Source organism: Candidatus Lokiarchaeum ossiferum (genome assembly GCA_025839675.1).
In the GTDB taxonomy this organism is placed as follows: domain Archaea; phylum Asgardarchaeota; class Lokiarchaeia; order Sigyniarchaeales; family Promethearchaeaceae; genus Lokiarchaeum; species Lokiarchaeum ossiferum.
On the sequence record CP104013.1, the window covers coordinates 148,280 to 164,450 of the forward strand.

The window sequence follows — 16,171 nt, forward strand, 5'->3', positions numbered from 1 at the left end:
GAATATCAAATTAAACAAACGGAAAAGTCTCTAATTTTATGAATTTATGCTGATTTATATTTTTTTCCGAATTGTTGCACCCAAAAAAGAAGAAAAGTAAATTATGGAACGTTTATTCAGTAGATATATATTGGTAGATTTATGAATCAAAAAATTCGGTGATATGGTTGGTTTAAAGTTTTTTTCCTTCCTCATGTAATTCGTTGTTTTGCCAGTTTTCAAACATTTGATCTAAGGATGCGGTAAATTCCTTCAATTTTTCAATGATTATTCGATTATTTTGGATTTGAAAGGGCAGGATTTGCATCCATTCAATTAAATATTCGTGTAATTCCTCTTCAGCGAGCCCTAAGCCTTGGGCTACTAAGGGGATATCAATTTCTGAGCTCATTTTTAAGATACGGGAGAATTTAATTAGCAGTTCGGATTTACTTTCCGGATTGGTCTTATGTTCTTGATTTATTCTGTTGTTATTATTAATTGATGAAGGTTGGTTAATTTTTTTTTCAAAATTGGCGAAATTATTCGTTTCAATTGCCTTTTCGGGGACTTCAGTAAAATCTTCAAAATTAAAAAATGCAGGCTTTTCTCCTCTAGGTTTAAAAATTTTTCTTATTAGATTCACAATTCCAACGAAAATGGCCACACCAATAGCGATTAATACTCCAAAAGTTAGTAAGAGCAAAAATCCATCTAGGAAACTATATCCACCTCCCATAGAAATTGTAGAATAATCAAATTTCCAAAGATAAAAATAGACTTTATTCATAGGATTCCGAGCGGTATTTTGACATCCGGTGAATTGCACCGATTGAGCGTTGTAAACGTACAAGTATGCACATACGCCTTGGTCAATTACACGTGCCTGAATGTCATCATAAATTTGTTCACGTTTGGTCACGTTTGTTTCAATTAAACCCGCTTTCATCAAAGCGTTTAATCCAAAAACAGGTTCCGAATCATTCACATGTGCATGGTTATCAATTGAGGAGGGGGATAATAATGGGTTGATAAAGTTGCTCGGATCATTATAGTCTGGACCCCATCCCAACATAAAGATTTGGCACGTTCCGTCATCTAATGAATCAACGAATTCTCCCCAAGTTAAACCAATAAGGGTGACTTTAATTCCAATTTTAGCAAAGTTCGCTTTTGCTACTTGTCCAACACCTTCACGCATGGAATTTCCAGAGTTGTAGGGGTAGGTATAAGAAACGACTTCAGTTGATTCCCAATCATCATCAGTTGAAGATGCGGTTAATCCTGTATCTTGAGCTAATGTATAATCTCCAGTCCCTTCTCCTTCCGCTATTGCTTGTAATATTATTTCGCGAGCTAAAGTTATATTTTGAACGGGTGCTTTGATGGAAGAATCGTGGTACATAATACCTTTGGGTACGATAGAGGTCATTTGGGCAATTTCACCTTTACCTAATTCTTCAATAATATAGGTGTAATTTAATGCGGCTTGCATCGCATTACGGGTTAATTTGTCAATGTTGTTACAATCAAATCCGAGATAAATGATGACAGTTCCTTGCATTCGGTCTCCCACGTCATGATATTCGCTTGCTTTATATTCTTCCATGAATTCCATGCTGATTCCATCAATTGCATCAAGGTCTCCATCAAGGAAATCTTGGTTTTTGGAAGTAACATCATCATATAAAACCCAATGCATTTCTAAGATGTCAGGGGCCTCTCCCCCATACCAATCTTCGAAGTATTTGAATTCAGTTAAACGGGTTCCCATCGAATGTTGGTAATATGGCCCTGTTCCGATTAAAGTATCGGTTGCGGTTATATAATAATCATCGACAGGCGTGCTACCTGCTGCATTCGATAGGATAACCGAACCAGAAAAACATAACAAAGAAACAAACGCGGCATATTTATAGTTTAATAAAAATTTAACATGGGTCGCATTTAATGCAGTGGTACTATAGATCAATAATGGTGTGTTCGGATGAAGCGCTGCTAAGGGTTCATATAATTCTGCAATTTGGGTTTTCGTTTCGGCAGAACAGAATCGATTCAATCGGTCGAAAGTGAAAACCACATCCTCAGCATCAAAATCCGAACCGTCATGGAATGTGACCCCTGTTTTTAATTCAACGGTGTAGCTATACTTGGTCCCATTGATTGTACTTTCAGTCCCCCACACACCGAAGGCTTTAGCCAACTGTGGCTGGATAGCGAGGTTAGGATCGGTCAAATCATAAGAGAAAAGCCCTTCGCAGACTTGATTGATGTGGGCGATTGAAGCGCTATCCCAGGCATATTGTGGGTCTAAATCCACAACGAGAGAAGAAGTCCCGTATATCAACGGACGGGGCTTTAATTCTCGTTCACCAGCCACGAGAAAAGGACTAAAAAAACTTCCTAAGATTACCGCTAACATAGCAACTAGGTTTTTTTTTTTCACGTTTTTTCCCTTTTAGATTTAGAATTTATACAATGGATAATTATTTCCTCAGCTATTTGAAGATAGTGGAAAATATATCCGCCAATATTGCGCAGATTATTTTAATCATACTTTTTTTTCCTATTCCGACAGATGGGAAGTAATACCTTTTATTTTATTCTGGAACGAAGAATTAAAAAATGCAATGGTATCCAAGAAACCAGTCCAATTTTTTTAGTATAAAAGAGATAACAAATTCTGAAATAATTGTAGAAACATAAATTCTTTTTTTCCAAGTAGTATGAAAGATCTTAATAATAAGAAAGAACTAGTTTTAAAAATAAATTGAATGTGTTAATGAAAAAAGGGACTGAATTTACCTTATACAAATAAAAATCAACAATATTACTAGGATTTGAAAATGAGCAATTTACGAAATCTATCTTTATCAAAAAAGAGTTTGAGAAAAATTGAGGGACTGAATATTTATACAGACTTGGTAACACTTGTTTTAAATCACAATGAGATACAAAAAATTGAAGGTCTTGATAATTTAAGAAAAATAGAGATTCTTAAAATGAATGATAATCAAATCCATAAAATTGAAAATCTAAGTCATTTAACCAATTTAAAAAACCTATCATTAAGTAGAAACTTAATTCAAAAAGTTGAAGGATTAGATAATTTATGTAATCTTCGTTCTTTGAATCTCAGTTATAATGATATTTCTAAAATAGAAGGTTTAGATAAGAATTTTGAACTCCGACAATTGCGGATACGTGATAATATACATATTAGAAAAATTGAAGGTTTAGATAATCTTAGATCTTTACAAGTATTAGACTTAGGAATAATAAATATAGTAAAAATTGAAGGATTATCTTATTTGCATTCATTAAAAGATTTAATTTTTACCTTACCAAAGAATTGTGAAGTTGATCTACAAATCGAAGGTTTTGAACACCTTATTTCAGCAAAAAATATCGATATTGATTATTATAAATTCCAAGAAGAATTTGTGGATTCAAAAACCATTGTATGTCTTTTAAGGTTTGCCTGTATTATTAAAACTCAAATAAAATTGGATGATTGGCAACGTATCTTAATGATTTTTCCGGGAAATTTTTGGATGTATAGCAATACCCATTCGATTGATCATGTAAATTGGTATTTAAATCAATGTCAACCACATCTGGAGAAATTTATCACAGATTTGACTTCTGAACAAAATTATCATTCCATTTATAATGCTTCTAAGAAAAATTGGGATCTTTTTCTAACTCGAGTGAAATTATTTTTGAAAGAATCTCCCCAAATCAAACCAATCTATGAAATAGATCCCAAACTATGAGTCATTCTAATATATTTTTGGGAATATTTAGTATTAACATTTTAAATCATAATTGAAAGATGCATTGATGCATTTTAAACCATAATTGAAATAGTGCAATGGGAGGATCTATCAAGTATTTTTAATTAAATATTTTTGAGATATAGTCCTTGAAATCGATTAGACATTCTAATTAAATCAAGAAACCAGTCAAATTTTTTTTGTATTCGGGATTGTAATCCTTATGGGTACAAAAATCACTTTTGTTACAGGTAATAAGCATAAATTTGAGGAAGTATCAAAATTATTGGAAACATCGGTGGAAGGGTATGAGGTGATCCAATCCACCAAAGAATTATCCGAATTACAAGCGGATTCCTTAGAAGAAGTGGCCAAATTCAAAGTGAATAGTGTTAAAACCGTCATCAAACCACCGTATTTTATTGAAGATGCGGGGTTTTTTGTTGATGATGTGTGTAAGGGTTTTCCAGGGGTGTATAGTTCCTATGTCATGAAAACCATTGGTTACGAGGGGATTCTGAAAATCTTAGGTTCGACTGATCAACGGAAGGCTCATTTTGAAAGTGTTATCGCCTATATTGATGAATATTATCAAATACGGTTTTTTAAGGGAATTAATGAGGGAGCCGTGGAACTGGAAGCCAGAGGAAAATCCGGTTTTGGCTTTGATCCCATCTTTATCTCGAAGGATACTCCAGATCGTACTTTTGCGGAATTAACCATGGAAGAAAAAAATGCGATCTCTCACCGGCGAAGAGCCATGATGAAACTGATCGAATTTCTAAATTCCAAAAAGAATAAGAGCCAATCAAGGTCAAATTAATAATTAAAAAAAACATTTCTATTGGATAGGGAAGATCTATCTTAATTTGGATGGGATAGGAGTTTTTTTTTCTTGGTATATTTAAAAATTAACACCATAACAGGGAAGAGAGCTATAGGAATAAAATTATACCCTTGGATGGTTTTGTTTCCATCTAATCCAAAAATTTCGATTATTCTCACCCCATCTTTTAAATCTGCTACATATATTAAATTGCCACATATTTCGACATCAAATGGTTCTCCACCATCCGAAAAATGTCCCAATTGTGTTGGGTTAGTTGGATCTGAAATATTCACTAAGTAAACTCCCTTTTCCATATCTGCAATATAGGCAATCCCATTCTTCACTTGTAAATCACATGGATCTCCTTCTAAAGAATAATGACTGACATGTATTGGCTTGGAGTGGTTGTTAATATTGTATATATGAAGCCCTTTTTCTAAGGAATTATCGGTGAAATAGGCATACTCCTTTTCAACAAAAACACCGAAGTATCCGGGGGAACGATTCATTTTTGAAAGAGTATTTAAGTTGGATGGAAGGCTGGCATTTATAATTTCAAATCCAAATTCATAATCGGCTGAAAATACAGTTTGATTTTGGACAAACAAATTACTGGGTTTCCCACCACTCTGAAAATGGACTATTTTGTTAGGGTGGTAAGGATCACTCACATTCACTATTTTAATACCCGCAGAAGATCCAGAAACGGTCCCATGATCACTGAGATAGGCTAATTCATCTTCAACATAAACATCGATAATCGCTCCCGCATCGTGATAACTGCTAAGATATGTTGGAGCCATAGGGTCGCTAATATTATATATCCTTAACCCCCCAAATAAAATGGCAATAAAAGCCAAATCGTGTTTAACAAATATCCCATTGGCTTTTTTAGCGCCTGAATCTTGGAATAATTGCGTAGGATTTTCAGGATCACTTACATTATACATCAGAAATCCATTGATATCATCAGCAATGTAGCTGATATTATTTTTCACAACAACATCGGTAACCATACCATTGGTTTCAATTAAACCAATCTCTTTCATAGGAAACCTCGTTCCGGAAGCTTTCGTAAAATTTCCGGGAAATATTCCACCCATCAGTAAGATAATACCAATGCAAATCAAAAATTTTGTTTTATATTTCATAATTATCACATTTTTTTTTTTAACACGGAGTTGTTATAGTTTTTTTCTCGGTCCATCCAAGCAATCGATTATTATTCTTGGCAATAATCGTTTCAAATTTATATCTAAGCAATTTTGGTTTTTTAACCAAGAAGAAAATATTGCCCATAGAGAATATGGCAAAGCCAATCAAGCTGTATATCGTTGTATCAAGAGTTAATTTTAAGTATAAGAAATAAATCCACCTGAAAAATAGCATATCTAAATTGAGTAAGGATGATTCTTGATCAGTCATGAATCTCATGGATTTCACTATTGTTAGTTGAGCTGATTTTAAACTTACAATAGTGTTGATGAATATAAATCATTTCAAGAAATAATAATTTTGAGTTCATTGGATTTGAACCCTGATCATGAACTAAGTACTCATAAACAATATTTTAGTTGTCTAATTATAATTTTTCAATTCATAATCAAAATTATTAGCTCATGAATTAATTATTTAGAAATTGAATTAGTCATAAAACCTCTATTTTTTATTGTTTTAGAGCAAAAATTGACGATTCAAAGGAATCATAAGAGAAAAAGAGAAAAAGATAGGGAAAAGGAAAAAAACCAGAAAAACAAGATTAGTTTTCCTTTTGTCCCTTGGTAATAAGGAGCAAAAAGATGAAAAAGATCACCGAAAATAAGAAAAGCAAGACGGGGATCATAGGTGTTGAATTTCCTGCCCATAAATAGGCTAAAAATCCAAAAGGTACGGCAAATATGATTGTGATTATTATTAAGGCAACAATATTTACAGGTGTCTCTTTTAAATCAATGATCAAAGGAATAATAACCGTCAAAGTTAACACAGTGCACATTATTTTATACACTAAAATTATTGCTGCTGAAGGCGAATAGGTAAATATATGGAACGTTTCCGGAATTCGAAACCATGTCCAAAATTCTTTAGTTCCATTTGCCATAAAATTTAAACTTGTAAATGCAGGTAACACTGCAGATAAAATAAAATTTAAAATTAAAGCAATAATTAGAACTAAGACCACATCATCTGCATCTTTATAGCCCTCACTTTTATCCTTTATTAATATATCTCGAAAGACTGCAAATAGCCAAAGGCATACAAGAACCATAGATGCACCTGTTGCCCCAAAATCATACATCGCATTCTTTGTAACGATATACCATAGATAATTTCCGGGTAGTAAAGCGAAGATGTAGGCTAACGTCCCGTAATTATCTCCTCTTTTGAAGAGATCATAGACTAAAAATATCCCATAGATCAATCCAAACGTTATAAGTAGAATTATTTCAGTTGCTGCGAAACCCATAATTTGATCACTTAGTTTTTAGTATTTATCCTAATGTAATCATATTGGTTTGGAATTATAAATATTTTTTCCACCAGTTGTTGGCCAAATTACATGGAATATTAGAATTTCTAAATTTTGTCTTTTCAATTCAAAAGGAAAAAAGTTTATACATTCAATCACCTAAATACACTTGGTATGGATTTGAAAAAAGAATTAATCGGGTTACGGATATTATTTGGGTCATATTTCTTGGAAACCCAAAAAACATGGGGAGAAAGTACCGTGAAAGCATTATTAAATCGGTTAGGGCAAAAACCCGCCGAGATTGTGGCCAACCAAATACTAGAAAAATATGATAAATCCTTGGATGATCCGTTTAAAATTCCTTCCGCAGCATTTTCGTTATTTGAAAACACAATTACAAAATTATTTAATTCTGAAGTTATTAGTCAAGAGACTTTAAGTGATCGGATCATCATTAAAATCAAAAATGAATGCACATTTCGCCAGACGATTAAAGGGAGAACAGAATTAGAATATGGGGGGACTTTATGTGAATTTACTGTGGGATATTTTGAAACTGCACTGAAAATGCTCACTGGATTAAATGTAGAATATCATATTGTAAAGAAAGAAACAACCGATGAATCTTGCGTCATAAATCTTGTTTTTTATAAGAAAACCGAAAATCTTAAGGAGTAATTTTCCCTTATTTCTATATTATTCTTTTCCGAAAAAGGAGATTCACTATGTTACCGTATACTTTTTATGATTATCCCCGTGGGGATATCGATACCCTTACCAAATTTGCAATATTTGGTATCCCTTGGGATGCGAATTCAACTCATATGCAAGGATGTGCCCGCGCCGCCCCCTTAAAACTTCGGGAAATCACCTCTCATCTTGCCCGTATGACCGAAAAAGGACATAATATTGAAGAATTTGCTGCGGCGGATTTTGGGGATGTGAATATTTATCCTTCCTTGCCTGATAAATCACGATCCAATATCATAGAATTTGTCAAAGAGTTTTTACCTTGGAAAAGTGCCTCCCTCTTGCCAATTATGATTGGGGGTGATCATTATTGCACCTATCCAGTTGTAAAAGCTCTTTCTGAAATATACGCGGAAAAATCCCAAGAGAAAATAGGAGTCATCATTTTTGATGCCCATCTTGATTACTATGATAAATGGTTGGATGTGGAAACGGATTTTCACTGTACGGTGACCAAAAGAATTACTGATTTGCCAAATATTGACCCCGAGCATGTGGCGGTAATTGGGATTCGGGATGCGGATATTCCAGAATATGAACTCGCCCGAACTGATGGCCTGTATTGGGTAAATGCCTATGAGTTATATCCCTACGATCAATTACAAAATCAAATTGAGAAGCTAATTACGTATTATAGGGCGAAAAACATAACCAAAATATACTTATCCATCGATATTGATGCATTAGATGGAGCTGTTGCTCCCGGAACAGGATATACTCTTCCTGGAGGTTTATCCTATCGGGATTTATGGCTATTCCTTCAGAAAATAATTCAGAATTTTACTCTCATTGGGATGGATTTAGTCGAAGTGGCGCCTGATATGGATCTCCCCTCAAAATTAACTCAAATTACTGCAGTAAAATTAATTACTGAAACGATGGCCTTTATTACTGAGAAAGAGGACTAAAAATGAAAGAAGCAAATGACAATTATCAAGGAAAAGCAGTAAAACAAGCCACTTTTCCTCCAAGTGCTGATATAGTTCAAATAGTAGAATCCTGGGATAATATGGGATTTAATGCCAAACGATTAGCACGTGCTTGCAAGATTTATGAAAAAATGTGCCAAGATAAAGAATGTGTGAAATTCTTTGCTTTATCGGGAGCAATGGTACCCGTGGGTATGCAAAAAGTTGTTTACGACTTTATAGATGAAGGTTTTATTGATGTATTGGTGACAACTGGAGCCAATCTAACCCATGATCTAGCTGAAGCCTTAGGAGATCACCACCTTCAAGGACACGCTACTGAAGATAAACAAACTGACGCTGCACTGCATGAAGATGAGTTAAACCGAATTTATGATGTGTATATGCCCAATTCGATTTATGAAAATATGGAAGATTGGATTGGGACATGGAAACTAGATCCAAAATCTTCTTTAAAAGAAGCCATTTGGGAAGTTGGTAAGCATTTACCCCAAGATAGTAAATCCGTCTTACGTATCTGCTATGATAAACAAATTCCAATCTATTGTCCAGCCTTTACTGATTCTGGTTTGGGCATGCAGCTTATGTTCAAGTATCCTAATATCAATTTGAACCATTTTGAAGATTTAAATGAAATGATAAATAAAGCATGGGATACCAAAGTTCCTGGAGTCTTTATCTGTGGAGGAGGAGTGCCCAAGAATTTCATTTTCCAAGCCATGCAATTTTCACCCAATTCTGCGAAATTCGTTGTGCAAATCACAACTGATGCTCAAGTTTCGGCAGGAGGTTTGTCATCAGCTTCTTTAAGTGAAGCGGTTTCTTGGGGGAAAATTAATGCGAAAGGTGAATCTTCTCAAGTGCATTTGGATGCCACTATTGCAATGCCGATTATTCTATCTTATCTAAAACAAAAAAAACTAGAAGGAACTTTGTAAATTTTATTCCTTTGTCAAGATCACTTTTTTTTTATAAATTGCAGAATCTTTTTGAACTTGTTTTTGAAGCATGTTAAAGGCATACGCTGAAGTTGAGAATGTTGTTGCATTAAATCGCTCCATAATTGCGGCTAATTCTTCATCGAATATTCTGACATAGACCTTTATTGATGGATATTTTTGATTTAACCGGGTACATAAGTAAAGGGAATCAGAAAATTCCTCTTCTTCCTTCCATACAATGAAAATTTGAGTTACTTCATTCAGATTAATGTGATCTTCAATAAAACGCAACCGATTAGCACTATCTGAAATTGCGTTAATGGCTGATTCTTCATCATACAAGTCGGAATCGATATGTTCATCCATGATGACTGTCGGACGACTCTGGTCTTTGCCTAAATACTCGGCAATTCGTTGGGATAAATTATCTCTTCCAAGAACCAATGTTTTTCCTGTCTCTCCTTGAGACCATTCTTTGATTGAACTCATTGCCCATTTGGATGTCGAGAAAGAAAATGCGTTAATTGGTTCCTGAGCCAAGTACTTATAGTAATAATCCCCAAACAATCGCACATATAGAGCACAATCTTTATTAATGTCTCTAATTTTATTACAAATCACAATTGAATCCCGTGCGTCATTTATAGTGATAAATACTTCTTTGGCTTTTGAAATTGAGGCATCTATCAAAATTTCATCATCTGTTGCATCTCCAATTACTACCGGTGCGGAAGAATTTATGAGATTTTCAACCTTATTATCTTCTCGTTCTATCAAAACGAAATTTTTATTATTCAATTGCAAATACTCAATAATTCTCTCCCCTAAATGAGTGGATCCGATTACAATCGTATGGTTTCGCTGGTGTTTTGCTAGAATCTGGGAGGTAATTACTGGGTTATATTTTTTAAAGAGTGCTCCAAAAATGAATCCTAAAATAATTGTTTCTAATAGTACTGGCCAAACTAGATTATAAAGACCGGCCATATCCGAATGATTATTTGAATTGCGAATTCCAAAGGAAATAAGAAGAATATTTCCAATTGCTTTATCATTTTCTACGAGGTAAAAAAAAATAAAACCCATCAACCAAAAACCAATGCATACCATAATAGGCCATTTGTTTTGTTTGATTTTTAATTTTAAATCAATTAAAAAAGTGTTTAAACTCATGCATAAATCTTGGGAGTTAATCCATATAAACACTACTTTTTCAATATATATTAAAAGAGACAAATACCTTTTTATTTGAGCCTAATAAGTGTACATTGGGAAATACCAGCATGTTAATTGATCATATTTGGATTTGTAATCAATTCGGAATCAATTCAGATTGTTTTCAGATATATCAAGAAAATACCGCAAGCTTCCTTAACGATCCAAAAATTTTAACCTCCCTAAAGAAGTGGCAAGCCTCCAAGTTTACACAAAACCATATTAGACTGAAATCCTCATCACTTAATCTTACCGAGGATGGTCCTATAAAAGAAACTTCCCTTTTCTTTTTTAGATACAGCTATTTATTCCAAGTTTTGAATACTTGTGTCCATTTTATTGCCCCTAAATTCAATTTGTCAAAAGATTATTGGGTTTATTATTATTGGACACACGATTATCAGAAAGAATTATTCCCAAATCTTAAAGAAACTTTCCCTTCGAATTTTAAAGGAAATGTAGTCATCGCAAAAGAAGATTTGTTTGGTGATCTGCTAAATGAAATACTAATGATTAATTTACGAGAAGAAAAAGGGATGTTTTATACTCCCCAGATTTTAAGTAATTTTTTTATGGAAATCCTAGTAAAAACTCAAATTTTCAGACAATCCCGAAAATTAATAGATCCAACTTGTGGATCCGGAAGTATTCTTCTGCCCCTAATAAAAAAGATTATTAATACTACAGAGAATATCGAGCAAAAGAAAAATCACATTTTAAATATTTACGGGAACGATGAAAATCCCGTTGCAATTTTGGCTACTCTTGCTAACATAGTCAACCTACTATGTGAATATAATTTCTCTTCAGGATTTTATCAAAAAATGTGTCAGAATTTTTCTTGTCAAGATGTTTTTAAATTCCATAATTTATCAGAGAATCATGATTATAAACATCACTTTGATATAATTATCGGAAATCTTCCATGGAATGTGATAAACAACATCCAAAACCCTCAAATTAAGGAATTGATCATTTCAGTTGGAAAGGAATTTGATATTTTTATGACATGGAAGAATCAATCCAATTTAGAAATTGCAACTGTTCTATTCAAAATTTTACAGCATAATTTACTTACCGAAAATGGCCATATTGGTTTTTTACTTCCTGCTAGTTTATTAACTGCAACGCAACATTCGAAATTCCGTCGATTTGAAGGATTGAAGAACTTGCACAGCTATCACATAATACCCGACTTCTTTCCAATACATTCGATGTATTTAATTGCTCAAAATGATCAAAATGCTTCTCGAAACGATGATTTTCAAATTATTACTGCAGAATACTATCATTTGTTTGAAGAATCAAATTCGTGGTCAAGAACTCGAAAAGAATGCTTGGAAGCATCTCATATTTCCTATCATCGTGGAAAACCTTTAGTCGGAAAGTATTATACTAAAAGCACGGAAGAATTTATTTTACCGATAAAGAAATCCGGATATTATTCTTCTGTAAAAAGAGGTATAGATATCACCCCTAGAAGGTTAATTTTTATCCAATCCACCAAATCCGTCAATGTTGCTTTTAAAAACCCTGAAACTCAAAAATTGGAGATTTTTCCTGATCTAGATCAAATGAAATCAACTCAGAGTTCACGATGGGATTTTACTCCGTATAAATCTTCCCAAATTGACAGCAGTGATCTTCATTTGGTTGTTAAAAGTACTGACTTAATCCCCTTTGCTTTGAATAACTTTCACTATGCCTTTTTACCACTTAAAATCTATGATGGACACTATATGTTAAAAAAAAATGAGGAGTTAGGTGCACATTCCCGTGACCATCTTAATCTACTTGAAGATATTTACAAAAAACACCGAAAACCTACTGCAAAAAATCAAACTTTGATGGATAGTCTAAATTATGGAAAAAAAATTCAAAATCCCGATATGATTGCTCCTATTAAGGTAGTTTATCCTGTTGGAGGCTCTTATTGTAAAGCAGCCATCATCAACCATCCAAATATAGTAATTGATGTTACATTTTATTATATTGCATGTAATGACAGGAATGAAGCATATTATTTGTTAGCATGGTTAAACTCTTCTCTTCTACAAAAAAATCTTCCCCGTGTTTGTACAATTGGGGCGAATGGGAGTATACGAGTCATTCATATGGCTCCCTGGATGTTTCCTCTTCCAAAGTTTAATTTTCAGCAAGAACAAATGAAAATTGTTGAATTATCGAAACAACTAGAAAATGTTTCCAGAAATGTTCTAATATCTAATAAGATTATTTCAAATCACTCTTTTCCTCATTTTACCAACAAGTTATTAAAAAAATCCCGAAGGAATGTCTATAAAATATTGAAAACAAGCTCAAAATATGTCGAAATAATTTCAAAAATTGATAATCTTTTTCTTTCTATGATAAAATTAAACGCAGAGTGAAAAATATTCTTCTATTTATTAATATCAACTAATTGCATGATAATCCAAAGGAGAGATTCTTCTATTCCATAATTTTTCTCAATTGAAACAATGCTAAATCCTGAATTCAGATTCAAATGATCAAAATGTATTAGATTATAAATTTCCTCTGTTGTATAGTTATTAATTTTATCTGATTCATTAGCTAAGAGAATTATGGGTATTTTTTGTCTTTTTGGTTCATTTATTCTGTCAGAACAATAATGATCAAAAACTTTTTGAAAATTTGAATGGAGTTTAGCGATTTCTTCACGGGGTGTTATAGGATCAAATACTGCTATTATAGCTATGGGCTTTTTGCAAACATCGAACCACATTTTGCAAGGAATCGTATCTAAATCATATGCCCAAAATTCAACTTGCTCTAAAAATTGTTTTAATATTAACTTTCCTGGGGTAATTGAAGCTAAATCATCTGATTCTGTATATGTCGACGCATTTTTGAACATATCAACATACAATTTTTGATGATCTGTAGAAACATTATCAATTAATCTTTGTTTACCCGCTTTTTTATTACCAATAACAAGTATTCTTCCCAATTGAATAGAATTTAAATAACGTTCTAAGAATCTCGCACTGGATGAGATAGTATAATTAAGAAAATAGAGAAAATCTCGGATTTCTTCATCTTTTTTTTCTTTTTCGCTGTAAAATCCTTTGTAGAGATTTTCTTTTGTTTTAAATTTATCTGCAATTTGGAGCATAAACTCTTTTACTGAACTGAATTTTTGGTTAGAATTTAAGACAACTGTTAACATTACCGATTCTATGCTACCTCGGGCCCATTCAGATTCAATCTCAAAAATATAGTTTCCTAAGGTCAATCCTTTCTCCACTATTCGATGTTCAAAAAATCCTTCGGGCAAGTTTAGATCAAGCAAATTGCAGACCAAGGTATCGATATGCGATTTAACTTCGGGAGGACTGGCCAAAAAAACCACAGGTCCTCGATGGGTATCGAAGTGAGTTAAAATTATCTGGAAGGGATTATCAGAAGTCTCATAGATTTCTTCCGTAATTTTATTTTTATAAAAGGAAATTAAAGGCATATACAAAATATATTTCACTTGACACCTTATTTACCTTTTCTACTACAATTCTATTTTTTTGAGGGAATGAATCACTTTTAAATTCTTAAATTGATATTTACCTATGCAAATATTTCATGGGCCAATAATCACTTGCGATAAAGAAAATCATGTATTCAAGTACCTTGTGGAAGATCAAGGCAAAATTATCTATGTTGGGGATGATCTTCCAAATGAATATGATCATCATGGAAAAATCATTGAACTGCAAGAAAAAGCTCTCCTTCCCTCTTTTGGGGATGGCCATATGCATTTTAGCAATTACGCACTGTTTGCTGGAACCTATTTTGATGTGAGAGAAGCGAAAAATTTTGAAGATATCAAATCCCAAATTACAAAATTCATAACAAAGCATCCGAAAAAGAAAATAATAATCGCGTTTGGGGCCTCGAAACATAGTGTTGAAGAAAAAAGATTAATTCCTAGACAAGAACTTGATTCGGTTTGCCCCAAAATACCCTTAGTCATAGTATGCTATGATGGACATTCTGCGATTTGTAATTCTGTTATGATGAATAAATTTCCTGAAAAGATCCAAAAACTTCGAGGATTCAACGCAGATCAAGGATATTTATTTAATGAAGCTTATTACGATGGTGTTGATTATGCCACCTCATTAATTTCGCCTATTACTCTCATAAACAGCATGATAAAAAGTTATGATATAATTGCAAAATATGGAGTTGGGATGATCCATGCAACAGAAGGTATTGGGTTTCCTAATGATCTCGATGTAACTCTTGTAAGTCTTATTGCCAAAGCAAAAACGAAGAGAAATTCATTTCAATCTCGTATTTTCTTCCAAACAATGGAAATTGAAAAAGTTTTGAAACGAAAATTGCCTCGAATTGGTGGATGTTTTGCAACAGCGTTAGATGGCTGTTTTGGTGCATGCGACGCCGCATTGCATGAACCTTATTCCAACGATCTTGATAATAATGGAATTTTGTTTCAATCCGAAGATGAAGTTTATAATTTTGCTAAAAAAGCCAATCGCGCTGGATTGCAAATTGAAATGCACGCTATAGGGGATGCAGCGGTAACTCGTGCAGTCAATGCCATTGAACAAGCGTTGGAAGATTTTCCTAGAGATGATCACCGCCATACAATTATTCATGCCTGTTTAATTCGTCCTGAGGATATGGAAAAAATTGCCCGACTTGGGATCGGAATAACACTTCAACCAGGATTTTTAATTAGTCCGCTAGAACCCATTGAATATCTAGAAGAAATTTTGGGTTCAAGAGTCAAATCTAGTTCCCCTCTCCGTAAGATCAAAGATGCAGGGATCCATCTTAGTGGAGGCTCTGATGCCCCAGTGACCCATCCTAATCCAATTGAAGGAATTTATGGGGCATGCAATCATCCTTATGATCCAAGTCAATCCCTAACTGTTCAAGAAGCTTTACATATGTATACTTCTGAAGTGGCTTGGACAACCTTTGATGATCACGATCGAGGTAGTTTAGAGCAAGGAAAAATTGCCGATTTGGTTATTTTGAATAAAAATCCACTCAAGGTTAAACCGGCTAACTTACTTTCGTTAAAGGTGGAGCAACTCTATCTTTCTGGTCAAAAATACAAATCTGGGATGGGTATACCAAGTATGCTTTGGAATGGACTCATTGGAAAGAAACCTAAGACATAATTCGTTTTTTGTTAGTTTCTGTTGAAAACACTTTTTTCACAAGATTGCTTTTTTTTTTTCCTCATTTGTAGTGAAATAATCTATATACTGCTTTCTAGTGGCACAAGAAGA

General features: G+C 33.5%; 13 protein-coding genes. 7 read left to right on the forward strand and 6 right to left on the reverse strand.

The window, feature by feature from the left end; genetic code table 11:
- Positions 1-172 precede the first annotated feature (172 nt).
- Positions 173-2,425: an ABC transporter substrate-binding protein gene (locus NEF87_RS00645; RefSeq protein ID WP_457918191.1), complete on the reverse strand. Its 2,253-nt coding sequence runs from the start codon at positions 2,423-2,425 to the stop codon at positions 173-175.
- 400 nt (positions 2,426-2,825) lie between these two features.
- Here NEF87_RS00645 and NEF87_RS00650 point away from each other — a divergent pair, with 400 nt between their 5' ends.
- Both NEF87_RS00650 and NEF87_RS00655 read left to right on the forward strand, forming a co-directional pair.
- Positions 2,826-3,755 (forward strand): leucine-rich repeat domain-containing protein, encoded by a 930-nt coding sequence (locus NEF87_RS00650; RefSeq protein ID WP_457918192.1) that lies wholly within the window; start codon positions 2,826-2,828, stop codon positions 3,753-3,755.
- A 223-nt stretch (positions 3,756-3,978) separates the two neighbouring features.
- Positions 3,979-4,578, forward strand: a complete 600-nt coding sequence (locus tag NEF87_RS00655) for an XTP/dITP diphosphatase (protein ID WP_457918193.1) — start codon at positions 3,979-3,981, stop codon at positions 4,576-4,578.
- Positions 4,579-4,619: 41 nt separating this feature from the next.
- Here NEF87_RS00655 and NEF87_RS00660 read toward each other — a convergent pair whose 3' ends face one another.
- The 3 genes from NEF87_RS00660 to NEF87_RS00670 form a co-directional block, all read right to left on the reverse strand.
- Positions 4,620-5,735 carry an LVIVD repeat-containing protein gene (locus NEF87_RS00660; protein WP_457918194.1) on the reverse strand — a complete coding sequence of 372 codons (1,116 nt, stop codon included), beginning with the start codon at positions 5,733-5,735 and terminating at the stop codon, positions 4,620-4,622.
- Between the two features lie 19 nt (positions 5,736-5,754).
- On the reverse strand, positions 5,755-6,009 hold the full coding sequence (locus NEF87_RS00665) for a hypothetical protein (protein ID WP_457918195.1): 255 nt from the start codon (positions 6,007-6,009) through the stop codon (positions 5,755-5,757).
- A 334-nt stretch (positions 6,010-6,343) separates the two neighbouring features.
- Positions 6,344-7,051: a hypothetical protein gene (locus tag NEF87_RS00670; RefSeq protein ID WP_371804434.1), complete on the reverse strand. Its 708-nt coding sequence runs from the start codon at positions 7,049-7,051 to the stop codon at positions 6,344-6,346.
- Positions 7,052-7,228: 177 nt separating this feature from the next.
- Here NEF87_RS00670 and NEF87_RS00675 point away from each other — a divergent pair, with 177 nt between their 5' ends.
- From NEF87_RS00675 to NEF87_RS00685, 3 genes are read left to right on the forward strand one after another with little or no spacing between them, the layout of a single operon-like run.
- The gene (locus tag NEF87_RS00675) at positions 7,229-7,735 is read left to right on the forward strand and encodes a hypothetical protein (protein ID WP_371804435.1); all 507 of its coding nucleotides are present in this window, start codon (positions 7,229-7,231) and stop codon (positions 7,733-7,735) included.
- A gap of 47 nt (positions 7,736-7,782) precedes the next feature.
- On the forward strand, positions 7,783-8,715 hold the full coding sequence (locus NEF87_RS00680) for an arginase family protein (RefSeq protein ID WP_457918196.1): 933 nt from the start codon (positions 7,783-7,785) through the stop codon (positions 8,713-8,715).
- A 2-nt stretch (positions 8,716-8,717) separates the two neighbouring features.
- Entirely contained in the window at positions 8,718-9,674 is a 957-nt protein-coding gene (locus tag NEF87_RS00685; RefSeq protein WP_457918197.1) for a deoxyhypusine synthase family protein, read from the forward strand.
- A 3-nt stretch (positions 9,675-9,677) separates the two neighbouring features.
- Here the strand turns inward: NEF87_RS00685 and NEF87_RS00690 are convergent, their stop codons facing one another.
- Complete coding sequence (locus tag NEF87_RS00690) at positions 9,678-10,850, reverse strand: NAD-binding protein (RefSeq protein WP_457918198.1); 1,173 nt, start codon at positions 10,848-10,850, stop codon at positions 9,678-9,680.
- A gap of 110 nt (positions 10,851-10,960) precedes the next feature.
- Between NEF87_RS00690 and NEF87_RS00695 the strand changes: the two genes are divergently transcribed.
- A complete protein-coding gene (locus NEF87_RS00695; RefSeq protein WP_457918199.1) occupies positions 10,961-13,282 on the forward strand; it encodes an N-6 DNA methylase in 2,322 nt (773 codons plus the stop codon).
- Between the two features lie 11 nt (positions 13,283-13,293).
- On the opposite strand, the gene NEF87_RS00700 is transcribed toward NEF87_RS00695, so the two are convergent.
- On the reverse strand, positions 13,294-14,373 hold the full coding sequence (locus NEF87_RS00700; RefSeq protein ID WP_371804440.1) for a hypothetical protein: 1,080 nt from the start codon (positions 14,371-14,373) through the stop codon (positions 13,294-13,296).
- Positions 14,374-14,476: 103 nt separating this feature from the next.
- On the opposite strand from NEF87_RS00700, the gene NEF87_RS00705 reads away from it, so the two are divergent.
- Complete coding sequence (locus tag NEF87_RS00705; RefSeq protein WP_457918200.1) at positions 14,477-16,060, forward strand: amidohydrolase; 1,584 nt, start codon at positions 14,477-14,479, stop codon at positions 16,058-16,060.
- Positions 16,061-16,171 lie beyond the last annotated feature (111 nt).